This window comes from Caballeronia sp., assembly GCF_028292365.1.
Taxonomy (GTDB): Bacteria; Pseudomonadota; Gammaproteobacteria; order Burkholderiales; family Burkholderiaceae; genus Caballeronia.
In genome coordinates this window covers 1-13,689 of record NZ_JAQGMM010000499.1, presented here as the reverse complement: position 1 = coordinate 13,689, position 13,689 = coordinate 1, and the positions used below count along the sequence as shown (strand labels likewise).

The window sequence follows — 13,689 nt, the reverse complement described above, 5'->3', positions numbered from 1 at the left end:
GGCGGCCGATGCAGACGAAATGCACTTAAGCGTGTTCGCCCAGCACCGACACCGTCACGTCGACAACCACGTCGGTGTGCAGTGCAACCTGGATGGCGTGATCGCCAACCAGCTTCAGCGGGCCGTCGGCCAGACGCACTTGCGACTTTTCGACTTCGGCCAGGCCTTGCTTCTTCAGCGCTTCGGCGATGTCCGCGTTCGTCACCGAACCGAACAAACGACCATCGACGCCAGCCTTTTGCGAGATCTGAACGGTCGCGCCGCTCAGCTTTTCGCCCAGGGCCGTAGCGGCTGCCAGCTTTTCAGCGGCAACTTTTTCCAGGTCAGCACGGCGCACTTCGAATTCCGCGATTGCGTCCTTCGTTGCACGGCGGGCCTTCTTGCCCGGGATCAGGAAGTTACGTGCGTAACCGTCCTTGACACGAACGATGTCGCCCAGGTTGCCCAGGTTGACGACTTTTTCCAAAAGAATGATTTGCATTTGGCTTTTTCCTTATTGCGTCGTCTGATTAGGCCTTGTGCAGGTCGGTGTACGGCAGCAGCGCGAGAAAACGAGCGCGCTTGATAGCCGTATCGAGCTGACGTTGGTAGTGAGCCTTCGTTCCTGTCAGACGAGCCGGCGTGATCTTGCCGTTCTCACCAACGAAGTCCTTCAGCGTTTCCGTGTCCTTGTAGTCGATGGACTCGACATTGGCCGCGGTGAAACGGCAGAACTTCTTGCGCTTGAAGAGCGGGTTTTGTTGCTGACGACGTTTGTCGAATTTCTTACCAGTCGGGCGGGGCATGTTCAGTCCTTTCCAATATCCTGCAATTCTGTGATGTGAAACACCAGGGTTCGCGCGTTGCGGCTTTTCTTGGCCATGAAGCCCGTGAAGAGCGTTTCTACGCCCATCGCAAGGCCTTCCAGCCTGCCGCTCGCTGCTCCGGCCGCGACCGCCGGGAGAGTCAGTTCGATCTGCCGGGCAATGCCCGCTTCGACGACTTCCGTACGGTGATGCAACGTGCAACTCGCTATGGGGACGCCGGCGGGGGTGTACCGCACCGGTTCTCGCTCCACAACGCTTGCTGTCAGTTGCAGCCGGTTCACTTGATTCCTGGTGACGCGACGACTTCAAAAGTCGCCTTCTTGATTAGTTTGCCTGCGAGCTTGCGGCCGGAGCTGCATGAGCTTCAGTCGACGGCTGGCTGGCCGCCTTCTTGGCTTCTTCGCGGTGAACTTCCTTCATCATCGGCGACGGGCCGGTTTCGGCCTTCTTCAGCTTGACGATGAGGTGACGCAGCACAGCGTCGTTGAACTTGAACGCGTGTTCCAGTTCTTCGAGCGTTTCCTGGCTGCATTCAATGTTCATGCACACGTAGTGAGCCTTCGCAAGCTTCTCGATCATGTAAGCCAGCTGACGGCGGCCCCAGTCTTCGATGCGATGGATCGAACCACCGTGAGTGGTGATCGTGGTCTTGTACCGTTCGATCATGGCGGGCACTTGCTCGCTCTGATCCGGATGCACGATAAATACGATTTCGTAATGACGCATTGTTACTCCTTGAGGATATAAAGCCACCCGGGCGTCGGACCGGTGCGGCAAGAGAGAAGCCAGCGATTATAGCGAGATACGGTCGGCCACACAACTGATTTACGCATTTCGCGTATTACTTCCGCTGTGTTTTCAATGGCTTAGCGCTTTTGCATGCCAGACGGACGCGGAATTTCATCTTTCACGGTTCCAGTAATCCGGCTGCGCGTAGATTTTCTTCAAATAATCAATGAAGTAGCGCACTTTCGCCGGCACGTAGCGCTGCTGAGGATAGACCGCGAGGATGTCGTAATCGGGCAGTGCGAACTCGTCCAGAACAGTTTCCAGCTCACCGTTTGCCAGTTGCCGCTGGATTTCCCAGGTCGAGCGCCAGCCGAGCCCGTGGCCCTCCGATACCCATCTATGCAGCAATTCGCCGTCGTTGCAATCCAGGTTGCCCGAGACACGCACCGTCGCCAGTTTGCCGTTGCGACGGAAATACCAGCCGCGATTCTGCCCACCCTGCAAATTGAACGCGAGACAGTTGTGGCGCGGCAGATCATCGAGCGATTTCGGCTTGCCGTGCTTCTTGAAATACGCCGGCGTGCCGCAGACCACCCGGCGGTTATCGGCGAGTTTCACGGCAACAAAGTTCTGGTCAACCGCCCCGCCTATGCGGATCGACAGGTCGTAACCCTCGCGGATCAGGTCAGCTACCCGGTCATTCAGGTTGAACGACATCTGCAACGCGGGTTTATCGATGAGAAATGCCGGCGCGTGCGGCGCCACGTGCATTCGTCCAAAGGCCGCCGGCGCTGAGACAATCAGGTGGCCATCGACCGTGCGCTGGCCATCGGCGAGTTCGTCTTCCGCCTGATTCCAGTCAGCCAGCAGCCCACGGCAGCGCTCCAGGAATGCTGCGCCCTCCTCGCTTACCACTAGACGCCGCGTGGAACGGTACATCAGCTTGACGCCCAGACGCTTCTCCAGCGCATCAATACGCCGCCCCAAAATCACTGGCGACACGCCCTCCTCCAGCGCCGCCGCGGCCAGACTGCCGGCCTCGGCGACCTTCACGAACGTCTCAATCTGTCTGAAGCGGTCCATTGTCATGTCTCCATTCCGTACTTTTTGTATCGGATCAAACAACTTTGGCTGATCTTATCAACACTCCGGCAACCGCATACAGTCCCCTTAACGACATTGCGCAACGGCGCAATGCAGCAGAACACAATGGAAGGAGACACTCATGACAAAAATGCGAGCAGTCGACGCAGCCGTTCTCGTGCTGGAAAAAGAAGGGATCGAAATGGCGTTCGGCGTTCCGGGCGCGGCGATCAACCCGTTCTACTCCGCCCTGCAACGCGCGGGCAGCATCGGTCACGTGCTGGCACGTCACGTGGAAGGCGCCTCGCATATGGCCGAAGGATATACGCGGGCGGCGCCGGGCAATATCGGCGTGTGTATTGGCACGTCGGGACCGGCCGGAACGGACATGATCACCGGGCTGTATTCCGCTCAGGCTGACTCCATCCCGATCCTCGCCATCACGGGCCAAGCGCCGCGTGCGCGTCTTTACAAAGAAGACTTCCAGGCCGTCGATATTGAATCGATCGCCAAGCCGGTGACCAAGTGGGCCGTGACGGTGCGCGAACCGGCGCTCGTGCCGCGCGTGTTCCAGCAGGCATTCCACCTGATGCGCTCGGGCCGTCCGGGTCCGGTGCTGGTCGATCTGCCGATCGACGTGCAGCTCGCGGAAATCGAGTTCGATATCGATACATACGAGCCCCTGCCCGTCTACAAGCCGAAAGCGTCCCGCGGCCAGGTTGAAAAGGCTTTGGCGATGCTGACGGCGTCCGAGCGGCCGTTGATTGTTTCAGGCGGCGGCGTGTTGAATGCAGCGGCCGAGGATCTGCTGGTCGAATTCGCTGAAATCATGAACGTGCCGGTGATCCCCACGCTGATGAGCTGGGGCGCGATCCCCGACGACCATCCGCTGATGGCCGGCATGTGCGGTTTGCAAACGGCACATCGTTACGGCAACGCTTCGATGCTCGCATCCGACTTCGTGCTCGGTATCGGCAATCGCTGGGCGAACCGTCACACGGGCAGCGTCGAGGTTTATACGAAGGGCCGTACGTTCGTACACGTCGATATCGAGCCGACGCAGATCGGCCGCGTCTTCGGCCCGGATCTCGGCATTGTCTCCGACGCTAAATTCGCGCTCGAATTGTTCGTCGAAGTGGCGCGTGAATGGAAGGCCGCGGGGAAGCTGAAGGATCGCGGCACGTGGGTCGGCGAGTGCCAGGAACGCAAACGCACGATGCATCGCAAGACGCACTTCGACAACGTGCCGATGAAGCCGCAACGCGTCTACGAAGAGATGAACAAAGTCTTCGGCCGCGATACCTGCTACGTCTCGACGATTGGTCTTTCGCAGATCGCCGGCGCGCAGTTCCTGCATGTGTACAAAGCGCGCAACTGGATCAATTGCGGTCAGGCCGGCCCGCTTGGCTGGACCATTCCGGCCGCGCTCGGTGTTCGTGCAGCGGACCCGCAACGGCCGATCGTCGCGCTCTCGGGCGATTACGACTTCCAGTTCATGATCGAAGAGCTTGCCGTTGGCGCGCAATTCCGGCTGCCGTACATCCACGTGGTCGTGAACAACTCGTACCTCGGCCTGATCCGTCAGGCGCAACGCGGCTTCGATATGGACTACTGCGTCCAGCTCGCCTTCGAGAACATCAACGCACCTGATCTGAACGGTTATGGCGTCGATCACGTCGCCGTGGCCGAAGGACTTGGCTGCAAGGCAGTGCGCGTCTTCAATCCGGAAGACCTCGCTCCCGCCCTTCGCAAGGCACAGGGAATGCTCGCGGAATTCGGCGTGCCGATCATCGTTGAAGTGATCCTCGAGCGTGTGACGAACATCGCGATGGGCACAGAGATCGATGCGATCAACGAATTCGAACCGCTCGCCGAGAGCGAGCAGGACGCACCGACGGCCATTGCGCATAACGCCTGAGAGAGAACAAAGATCATGCCGAAATTTGCTGCAAACCTGACCATGCTGTTCAACGAAGTGCCGTTCCTCGACCGCTTTGCGGCGGCGTCAGATGCGGGCTTCGAAGCGGTCGAATTCCTGTTCCCGTATCCGTACTCGGCGACCGACCTGCGTCAACGTCTCGACGCCAACAATCTCCAGCTCGTGCTGCATAACTTGCCGGCTGGGAATTGGGAAGGCGGCGAGCGTGGCATCGCTTGCCTGCCCGACCGCCGAGAGGAATTTCGTGAGGGCGTCACGCGGGCAATCGAGTACGCGAAGGCGCTGAACGTGCCGCAACTGAACTGTCTCGTCGGCATTCCACCCGCTTCGGTGAGCCGGGAGGACGCGCGGGCGACCATCGTCGAAAATTTGAAGTTCGCGGCCGCCGCGTTGAAGAAAGAAGGCATCAGGCTGCTGGTCGAGCCGTGCAATCACTTCGATATCCCCGGCTTCGCGCTCAACCGGTCGCAGGAAGGACTGGACGTGATTCGCGATGTGGGCTCGGACAACCTGTTCCTGCAATACGACATCTATCACATGCAGCGCATGGAAGGCGAACTGGCCGCGACGATCAAGCGCAACCTGCCGTCGATTGCCCATATCCAGCTGGCAGATAATCCAGGCCGCAACGAACCGGGCACGGGAGAGATCAACTATCCGTTCCTGTTCTCGCTGCTGGATTCACTAGGCTACGACGGCTGGGTCGGTTGCGAATACAAACCGCGCAGCACGACTGTATCCGGCCTTGTCTGGTTGCAGGAAATCGCTGGATGGAAGACTGCGCGAGCAGTGGCATAACTGGAGGAGACACACGTAATGGCAACAATCGGATTTATTGGCCTTGGCATCATGGGCGCGCACATGGCGCGCAATTTGAAGAAAGCCGGCCATGCGCTGGTGTTGAACGGCGCGTACCCCGTACCGGACGACCTGCGCTCACTGGGCGAGATAGTCGGCAGTTCGACCGACGTCGCTCGGGCCAGCGAAGTCATCGTCATCATGGTGCCGGACACGCCGGACGTTGCTAACGTCCTTTTTGCCGAAGACGGTGTTGCGCAAGGTCTGGAAAAGGGTCAGCTGGTTATCGACATGAGCTCGATCTCGCCGATCGAAACGCAAGCGTTCGCAAAGAAAATCAACGCGCTAGGCTGCGATTATCTCGATGCGCCCGTGTCGGGCGGCGAAGTGGGTGCACGTGAGGCTTCGTTGACGATCATGGTCGGCGGCCCGGAAGCGGCGTTCGAACGCGCAAAGCCGCTCTTCGATGTCATGGGCAAGAACATCACGCTGATCGGCGATAACGGCGCGGGACAAACGTGCAAGGTCGCGAACCAGATTATCGTCGCGCTGAATATTGAGGCGGTGGCTGAAGCCTTGTTGTTCGCTTCAAAGTCCGGTGCGGATCCGGAGCGTGTAAGGCGTGCGCTGATGGGTGGTTTTGCGGCATCGCGCATTCTGGAAGTTCACGGCGAACGCATGACGAAACGCACGTTCAATCCGGGATTCAGAATCGAACTGCATCAGAAGGATCTGAACCTCGCGCTGGAAAGTGCGAAGAAACTGGGTCTCGCTTTGCCGCATACGGCGAGCGCGCAGCAATTGTTCAGCGTGTGCGTGGCGAACGGTGGACGTGAGTGGGATCACTCAGGAATGGTGAAGGCGCTGGAACTGATGTCGAATCATCAGGTTACCGAATGAACTGCTTGAAAACCGGCTGACGCATGGGCATACGCGTATTCCTATGCATGGCCGGTCGCAGAAAGTGCAATAAAGCCGGGTCCGTCAAGCGGCGCCCGGTGATGACGTGGAAGCCTTGGTCGGTCAGACGTCATTGCCGGGTGTCCGCCTTGCCGGATCTTTCTTTGTTTGCCCGTCAAAAATGTGCATCCACACAGTATTACAACTCCACCGGTGAAACCAAGAACTATCGGTTAGTTCTCGCGACTAAATGGCTCGGCCTCATCGTACCGATTCACGCGGTCATTACAGGAGTTGCAACATGGGCATTTTCAGTTTCATCAAGGACGCCGGCGAGAAGTTGTTCGGCGCTGTATCAACTTCAGCAACTGCAGCACCCGCAGGAACAGCACCGGCGCCCGATGTCGCCGCGCTTAACAAGACGGCCGGCGACGCAATAGCCACCTACATCCGTGCGCAAGGCTTGAATGCCGACAACCTGCAAGTCAGCTTCAACGGCGCATCACATACGGTCACGGTGAGCGGCCGGGCCGCCGATCAGGCGACCAAGGAAAAGATCCTCGTGGCAGCGGGCAACGTGCAGCATGTGGACAAGGTCGACGATCAACTCACCGTGCTGAACCCCACGCCTGTTTCGCAATTCCATACCGTGGTTTCCGGTGACAATCTCTGGAAGATCGCTGCCAGATACTACGGCAACGGCGCGAAGAATGACGTGATCTTCGAAGCCAACAAGCCGATGCTCAAGAGCCCGGACAAGATTTATCCGGGACAGGTCCTGCGGATTCCCGCGCTGGCTTGATCAATATCAAGGCCGATTGAAGCTTGAATAAAAGCGCGACCCGAGGGTCGCGCTTTTTTCATGTGCGGGGTTCGCAAGGCTTAGCAACGTACGGCAGGATCGACCGACGGACAGGTTTCCCAATACACGGCCAGTCGCACGCCGAGGCCGAGCGGCTTCTCGCGCCCAACGATCAATATCCCCAGGAGGCCACATGAACGGTCCCGATCCAGATACCAAACATCCCATGGAAGGGTTCCCACAAGTCTGTTTCAGTGTCGGGCGATGTCGAGCGTTTGAGCGACTGCGCGAAGGAAGGCTGATTTCGTTCACGGGTCAGCAGGTTCCGTCGAAAACGACTGACCGGGATCGGCCGCGGAGCCTTATCAAATCATCTTTTTCCGAAGCACTGCATTCTGGGCCGCACGCCTGGCCGACAGCATATGGAAAAAACCGTGGATTCCTGCCCTCAACTCGTCCGCACACTCGAACTCCAGGTAAGTCACCTCACATAAATCTTCGAGCTCCCGAATGAGCGTTGTTTTGATCGGAGCATGCTTCCAGACGAGAAACAGGATCGGGGAACACTGCCCCTTGAAGATGTGATAACTCAGTTCAAAGGCGCTGCTCTCGCTCATGCCGACCCTGATATTGATCAGGGCATCTGCCTGATCCAGCAGTTTCAGCCGATAGTCACGAAAGTTCTTCGGTGTAAACGGCAGGTGACGGTTACGCTCAAACGATTCCCTGAAGGTGTCCGCACTTTCGGCGCTGGTGCCGGTGAGATAGTTGAACGGACAGCGCGGGTCATTGGCGGTGTCGACTATTTGCAGTATCTCTTCGATCAAGCGCTGCTGTGACTCACCCGACTCGGTGAATGGTTGCCTGATAAAGAGCCTGAGTGAGGTATCGCCCACGGAAAAGTCGGAACTTTCTGTGGGCAGCGTTGTTTGCACAAGCGACCGATGTAGTTCCTGCAGCGAATAGACAGCGATGGGATGTTTCATCACTTATCCCTAAATCTGAATTGCGAACCGGCGCACCCTACAGTTCGATAATCTTAAAATCTAAAATTTGATAGGATGACGAAATATATAATCCAAAATAAAACGCAACTTCGAAGCCTGATTCACTACGCCTGTTTTCGCCAGCATGCCGCTTCGCTGTTTCGAGCGATCGCAAGGACTACCAGCCTCGAAAATCCTGGCTCAAGTCTAGTGCATGGACGCGCACTCTCCAAGGGAATTTCGCCCCCATTACGGGGCATCGAGAGGTCATCTCGGCAATGGTTTCGCTAGGTGAATCCTGGTGTTTTTGAACTTGTTCGTATTTCTCATGAGAACACTTCGTGTTGCCGATTGCGATTATGTTTTCTGAAACGCATATCAGTCCCTGTGTGAAATATCGCCCTACGTTTCCAGACGGCATCAACATCTGAAACACGCTAACCCTCCATTACCTTTCCTGACTATTTCACGCGGTGGCCGCTTCCGGCACGTGGCTCCTGGAAAACAAGCGCGGCTGGATCTTTTTGCCTTTGCTGAAGCGCACTATGATTTCCCACACTATTTCGCACTGTTCCAATCACCTGTCAGGAAACGCACGACCATGACATCGACATGCCCTATTGAGATCAGATCCGTGACCGCTGCCGACTTCGATGCATGGTTGACGCTATGGCGCGGTTATCAGGCTTTCTACAAGACCGACATCCCCGTGGATACGACCCTGCGCACGTGGGTGCGAATGCTCGATCCATCGGAGCCGGTATTTGCTGCAGTCGCGGTAATGGATGGCCGCGTAGTCGGGATAGTGCACTGGATCATGCATCGGTCGTGCTGGACTGCAGGCGACTATTGTTATCTGCAGGACCTATACGTGGAACCGGATATTCGCGGCGCCGGGATTGGACGCAAGCTCATCGAACATGTCTATGCGAAGGCGGCAGAAGCTGAGTGCTCGCGAGTCTGGTGGCTGACTCATGAATCCAATACCGATGCGATGCAGTTGTATGACCGCATCGCGGACCGGTCGGGATTTGTGCAGTATCGGAAGATGCTGGGCTGAGCTTCTGCGTTACGCCGCGATCAGTAAGTATCGAAGGCGCGTTGCAAGTCTGCCGGTGCGGTGCCCGCGGCCAACGCCAACATCAGCAGCACGCGCGCCTTGTAAGGGTTCAAACCGCCTGCCGTGATCGAGCCAAGCGCATCGTCAGGCGCCGCGCCATTGCGCATCACATGCCCTGCCCCTACCCGCGACGATCGAACCAATGCAACGCCTTGCTTAACGGCATCGGCCGCGGCTTGTTGCAGCGTCGAATGAATCGAACCGTTCCCCGTCCCGGCGATCACGAGCCCTTTGACACCCGAGGCAACGAATGCATCGATAGCCACTCGCGACGCCCCCGCATAACTCGTCACGATCTCGACCGCGGGCAGATCAGCCGACATCTGGAACGGGCTGCGCAGCGTATGCGGCCTTACCACTGAACGCTGGAATTCCACCTGCCCGTCCTGCACCCAGCCAAGCGCTCCGCTTTCGGGTGACCGGAAGGCATCGACGGCATAAGTGCTCGTCTTGGTCACATCGCGGGCGCAGTGGATCTGGTTGTTGAACGCGACCAGCACGCCCTGCTTCCACGATGTCCGGCTCGCCGCTACCGTCGCCGCGTTGAGAAGATTCAGCGGGCCATCGGCGGATAAAGCCGTCGCCGGCCGCATGGCCGCCGTCAGCACAACCGGCTTCTCGCTTTTAACGGTGAGATGCAGCAGGTAGGCGGTTTCCTCGAGCGTATCGGTGCCGTGCGTGATGACAATGCCGTCAATATCGTCCTGCGCCAGCAACGCATTCACTCGCGCGCAGAGCGTGGCCCATAGCGCCGGAGTCATGTCCTTGCTGTCGATGCTCGCTACTTGCTCGGCCTGAATTTGCGCGACTTGCGAGAGCGAAGGCACGGCGCCGAGCAGTTTATCGACGCCGACTACACCGGCCTTGTAACCCGAGGTTTTCGCGGCATCGCCGGCCTCGCCCGCGATGGTTCCGCCGGTAGCCAGCACCGCGATCCGCGGCAATGAAGTGTGTGAGGAGTTCATGGCCGTAATTGTAACGGAGCGGCGGCTGGCTGATCCTTACGCGCTTTAAGCCTTTTAAGGGCTAGAAAGGACTAGACAGCTTCCCGCAATTGCGCCGCGATCTGCGCTTCATCGAGTTGCGGCGCGAACATCTCGATCAGCCTGTACGCATACGCCCGCAGGAAAGCGCCCTTCCGCAAACCCACCCGCGTGGTGCTAGCTTCGAACAGATGCTGCGTGTCGAGCGCGACGAGTTCGGTATCGCGTTTTTCGTCGAAGGCCATCGCGGCCACAATGCCGATGCCCAGGCCCAGTTCCACATAGGTCTTGATGACGTCGGCATCGATAGCGGTCAGCACGACGTCCGGCAGCGCGCCCACTTTCGCAAACGCCTGATCGACATGCGAGCGTCCAGTGAAATCGTGGTCATACGTGACGATCGGATATTCAGCGATCTCGTCGAGCGTGATGTTCTCGCGGCCGACCAGCGGATGCCCCTTCGGCACGACCACCGTGTGATGCCACGTGTAGCACGGGAACGTGACAATGTCCGGGTACCGGTCAAGCGCTTCCGTCGAGATACCGATGTCCGCCTCGCCATTGATGATCATCTGCGCGATCTGTTGCGGACTGCCCTGACGCAGCGCGAGATGGACCTTCGGGAACACCTCGGTGAACTGGCGGATCACTTTCGGCAGCGCGTAACGCGCTTGCGTGTGAGTGGTCGCCACCACCAGATGGCCGTTGTCCTGATCAGCGAACTGGCGTGCGACACGACGCAGATTCTCGGCATCGAGCAGCATGCGCTCGATCACCTGATGCACTTCCTTGCCCGGCTCGGTCAGGCCTGTGAGACGCTTGCCGCGTCGAATGAAGATATCGACGCCGAGTTCGTCCTCGAGATCCTTGATCTGCTTCGATACACCCGACTGCGACGTATAAAGCACGTTCGCGACCTCGGTCAGATTCATGTTCTGGCGTACGGCTTCGCGTACAAAACGCAATTGCTGGAAGTTCATGTCAGCCTCTCTTTTTTAGTAAGCTCAATGCGCTGGGAACACGCGCAGAACACGCGGCACGGCAGTCACGCCGTCGCCGATATTCAGATTCAATCCACGCCAGGTTTCACGATCCAGTTCCGCTTCCAGCACGTTGCCTTCGGCGCCTTCCAGGTCCACGCGCACCGAGCCGCCGAGCGTCACGACACGTCGGACATCGACCACGATGCCATCGCGATGACCCGAAGCTGTCGGGAACAGTGTCAGGTCGTGCGGCCGTACGTAAGCGAACGCCGGACCCACGAAATTCGCTTCGGTCGCGATCGGCTGTGCTGCGCCTTGCGCCACAAATCCGTTCGCATCCACGCTGCCCTTGAGCCGGTTTGCCGCGCCAAGAAATTCATAGACAAACGATGTCTGCGGATGGTCATAGACGTCTTGCGGACTGCCGACCTGCTCCACATGCCCACGATTCAACACCACGATCCGGTCAGCGACTTCAAGCGCCTCTTCTTGATCATGCGTGACGAAAATAGTCGAAATGTGCAGGTCGTCATGCAGACGCCGCAGCCAGCTACGCAACTCCTTGCGGACCTTGGCATCGAGTGCGCCGAACGGCTCATCGAGCAGCAGAACCTTCGGTTCAACTGCCAGCGCGCGAGCCAGCGCAATCCGCTGCCGCTGTCCGCCTGAGAGCTCCGATGGAAACCGATGCGCCAGCCAGTCGAGCTGCACGAGCTTCAGCAATTCATGCACTTTCTCGCGGATGACCGCTTCGGTCGGCCGCTCCTTGCGCGGTTTCACGCGCAGGCCGAACGCCACGTTTTCGAACACGGTCATGTGACGGAACAGCGCGTAATGCTGGAACACGAAACCGACCTGCCGTTCCCGCGCACCCACGGCCGCCACGTCTTCGCCGTTCAGCACGACCGAGCCGGCGTCCGCGTATTCCAGCCCCGCGATCACGCGCAGCAGCGTGGTCTTGCCACAGCCCGACGGCCCGAGCAACGCGACCAACTCACCCGACGGAAAATCGAGCGAGACGTTATCCAGCGCAACGAAATCGCCGAAGCGTTTCTGCAAATTGCGAACGATGATGCTCATGGTGTTTTTCGCCTTCTAGTTCTGGATTGACGCGACCGGAATATCGGCCGGCCGCGCCTGCACTGCTTCAATCGATTGCGACATGCGGCGCTCGGCCAGCAGCTTGAGCGCCAGCGTGACAAGCGCGAGCAGCGCAAGCAGCGACGCCACGGCAAACGCCGCCGAGAAGTTGTATTCGTTGTAGAGAATCTCTACGTGCAGCGGCATGGTGTCGGTTTGTCCGCGGATATGACCCGATACCACCGATACCGCGCCGAACTCGCCCATCGCCCGCGCATTGCAGAGAATCACGCCGTATAGCAAACCCCACTTCACGTTCGGCAGCGTTACACGGCGGAAGATCTGCCAGCCCGACGCGCCAAGCACGTGCGCGGCTTCTTCTTCGTCGTTGCCTTGCGCCTGCATCAACGGGATCAGCTCGCGTGCGACGAACGGGAACGTGACGAAGATAGTGGCGAGCACAATGCCGGGCACCGCAAAAATGATCTGCACGTTGTGATCGATGAGCCAGGGACCGAACCAACCTTGTGCGCCGAACATCAGCACATAGATCAGGCCCGAGACGACCGGCGACACCGAAAACGGCAAGTCGATCAGCGTCGTAAGGAAGGCTTTGCCGCGGAACTCGAACTTGGCGATAGACCAGGACGCTGTCAACCCGAACACCACGTTAAGCGGCACCGCAATGGCGGCGACGATCAGCGTGAGTTTGATGGCGGACCACGCGTCGGGGTCTTTCAGCGAATTGAAGTAATAGTCCACGCCCTTCGCGAACGCTTGTGCAAATACGGCAGCGAGAGGCACAACGAGAAACAGCGCCAGGAAAATTAGCGCGATGGCGGTCAGTACCCAGCGGACGGCGCGAGGTTCGGTGACCGGATCAAGTTTGTGTTCGGTCACGCGGGGCGCGCTCGCGTCTACCGTTTTCTGGTCGACGGTGCTCATGCTTTCGCCCCGTCGATATGCAATGCGCCAGCCGAAGCGGGTGCAGGACCTGCTCCACCGCGGCTCGTACGCCGTTGCAGGAACCATTGCAGCGTGTTGATCAGCAGTAGCATCAGGAACGATACGCACAGCATCACCACGGCGATCGCGGTTGCCCCGGCGTAATCATATTGTTCGAGCTTCGTGATGATCAGCAGCGATGTGATTTCCGACTTCATTGGCACATTGCCCGCGATGAAAATCACCGACCCGTATTCGCCCAGTGCCCGCGCGAACGCGAGCGCGAAGCCCGTCAGGATGGCGGGAAACAATGACGGCAGCACCACACGGCGAAAGGTCAGCCAGCGCGTCGCGCCAAGGCACGCGGCCGCTTCTTCCTGCTCGCGCTCGAAATCCTCCAGCACGGGCTGCACGGTCCGTACCACGAATGGCAAGCCGATAAACGTCAGCGCCACGAGCACGCCCAATGGCGTGAACGCCACCTTGATTCCAAGTGGCGCAAGAAACTGGCCGATCCAGCCATTCGGCGCATACA

General features: G+C 58.7%; 16 protein-coding genes. 5 read left to right on the top strand and 11 right to left on the bottom strand.

Features of this window, described 5'->3' with window-relative positions:
• Positions 1–25 precede the first annotated feature (25 nt).
• The 5 genes from rplI to JWR14_RS29240 form a co-directional block, all read right to left on the bottom strand.
• Positions 26–481, bottom strand: a complete 456-nt coding sequence (gene rplI / locus JWR14_RS29260; protein ID WP_089159054.1) for a 50S ribosomal protein L9 — start codon at positions 479–481, stop codon at positions 26–28.
• A gap of 28 nt (positions 482–509) precedes the next feature.
• Positions 510–785 carry a 30S ribosomal protein S18 gene (gene rpsR / locus JWR14_RS29255; protein WP_158935384.1) on the bottom strand — a complete coding sequence of 92 codons (276 nt, stop codon included), beginning with the start codon at positions 783–785 and terminating at the stop codon, positions 510–512.
• Positions 786–787: 2 nt separating this feature from the next.
• The gene (gene priB / locus JWR14_RS29250; RefSeq protein WP_299716101.1) at positions 788–1,087 is read right to left on the bottom strand and encodes a primosomal replication protein N; all 300 of its coding nucleotides are present in this window, start codon (positions 1,085–1,087) and stop codon (positions 788–790) included.
• Positions 1,088–1,130: 43 nt separating this feature from the next.
• Positions 1,131–1,532 carry a 30S ribosomal protein S6 gene (gene rpsF, locus JWR14_RS29245; protein WP_031359789.1) on the bottom strand — a complete coding sequence of 134 codons (402 nt, stop codon included), beginning with the start codon at positions 1,530–1,532 and terminating at the stop codon, positions 1,131–1,133.
• A 174-nt stretch (positions 1,533–1,706) separates the two neighbouring features.
• Entirely contained in the window at positions 1,707–2,618 is a 912-nt protein-coding gene (locus JWR14_RS29240; RefSeq protein WP_299716095.1) for a LysR family transcriptional regulator, read from the bottom strand.
• A gap of 142 nt (positions 2,619–2,760) precedes the next feature.
• On the opposite strand from JWR14_RS29240, the gene gcl reads away from it, so the two are divergent.
• The 4 genes from gcl (at position 2,761) to lysM (ending at position 7,057) form a co-directional block, all read left to right on the top strand.
• Complete coding sequence (gene gcl / locus JWR14_RS29235) at positions 2,761–4,536, top strand: glyoxylate carboligase (RefSeq protein ID WP_299716090.1); 1,776 nt, start codon at positions 2,761–2,763, stop codon at positions 4,534–4,536.
• Between the two features lie 15 nt (positions 4,537–4,551).
• On the top strand, positions 4,552–5,355 hold the full coding sequence (gene hyi / locus JWR14_RS29230; RefSeq protein ID WP_299716087.1) for a hydroxypyruvate isomerase: 804 nt from the start codon (positions 4,552–4,554) through the stop codon (positions 5,353–5,355).
• An 18-nt stretch (positions 5,356–5,373) separates the two neighbouring features.
• Entirely contained in the window at positions 5,374–6,255 is an 882-nt protein-coding gene (gene glxR, locus JWR14_RS29225) for a 2-hydroxy-3-oxopropionate reductase (RefSeq protein ID WP_299716084.1), read from the top strand.
• A 301-nt stretch (positions 6,256–6,556) separates the two neighbouring features.
• A complete protein-coding gene (gene lysM, locus JWR14_RS29220; protein ID WP_299716081.1) occupies positions 6,557–7,057 on the top strand; it encodes a peptidoglycan-binding protein LysM in 501 nt (166 codons plus the stop codon).
• Positions 7,058–7,422: 365 nt separating this feature from the next.
• Here lysM and JWR14_RS29215 read toward each other — a convergent pair whose 3' ends face one another.
• Positions 7,423–8,043, bottom strand: coding sequence for a hypothetical protein (locus tag JWR14_RS29215; protein ID WP_299716078.1), 621 nt, complete (start codon positions 8,041–8,043; stop codon positions 7,423–7,425).
• A gap of 601 nt (positions 8,044–8,644) precedes the next feature.
• Here JWR14_RS29215 and JWR14_RS29210 point away from each other — a divergent pair.
• Positions 8,645–9,103, top strand: a complete 459-nt coding sequence (locus tag JWR14_RS29210) for a GNAT family N-acetyltransferase (RefSeq protein WP_299716075.1) — start codon at positions 8,645–8,647, stop codon at positions 9,101–9,103.
• Positions 9,104–9,123: 20 nt separating this feature from the next.
• Here the strand turns inward: JWR14_RS29210 and JWR14_RS29205 are convergent, their stop codons facing one another.
• The 5 genes from JWR14_RS29205 to cysT all read right to left on the bottom strand — a co-directional run.
• Positions 9,124–10,128 (bottom strand): asparaginase, encoded by a 1,005-nt coding sequence (locus JWR14_RS29205; protein ID WP_299716072.1) that lies wholly within the window; start codon positions 10,126–10,128, stop codon positions 9,124–9,126.
• A gap of 71 nt (positions 10,129–10,199) precedes the next feature.
• Positions 10,200–11,126, bottom strand: a complete 927-nt coding sequence (locus JWR14_RS29200) for a CysB family HTH-type transcriptional regulator (protein WP_299716069.1) — start codon at positions 11,124–11,126, stop codon at positions 10,200–10,202.
• A gap of 24 nt (positions 11,127–11,150) precedes the next feature.
• Entirely contained in the window at positions 11,151–12,209 is a 1,059-nt protein-coding gene (locus JWR14_RS29195; RefSeq protein ID WP_299716066.1) for a sulfate ABC transporter ATP-binding protein, read from the bottom strand.
• Between the two features lie 15 nt (positions 12,210–12,224).
• On the bottom strand, positions 12,225–13,154 hold the full coding sequence (gene cysW, locus JWR14_RS29190; protein ID WP_299716063.1) for a sulfate ABC transporter permease subunit CysW: 930 nt from the start codon (positions 13,152–13,154) through the stop codon (positions 12,225–12,227).
• Positions 13,151–13,689, bottom strand: a 539-nt coding sequence (gene cysT / locus JWR14_RS29185; RefSeq protein WP_299716060.1) for a sulfate ABC transporter permease subunit CysT, incomplete at its 5' end; no start/stop codon positions are given. The genes cysW and cysT, both read right to left, overlap by 4 nt.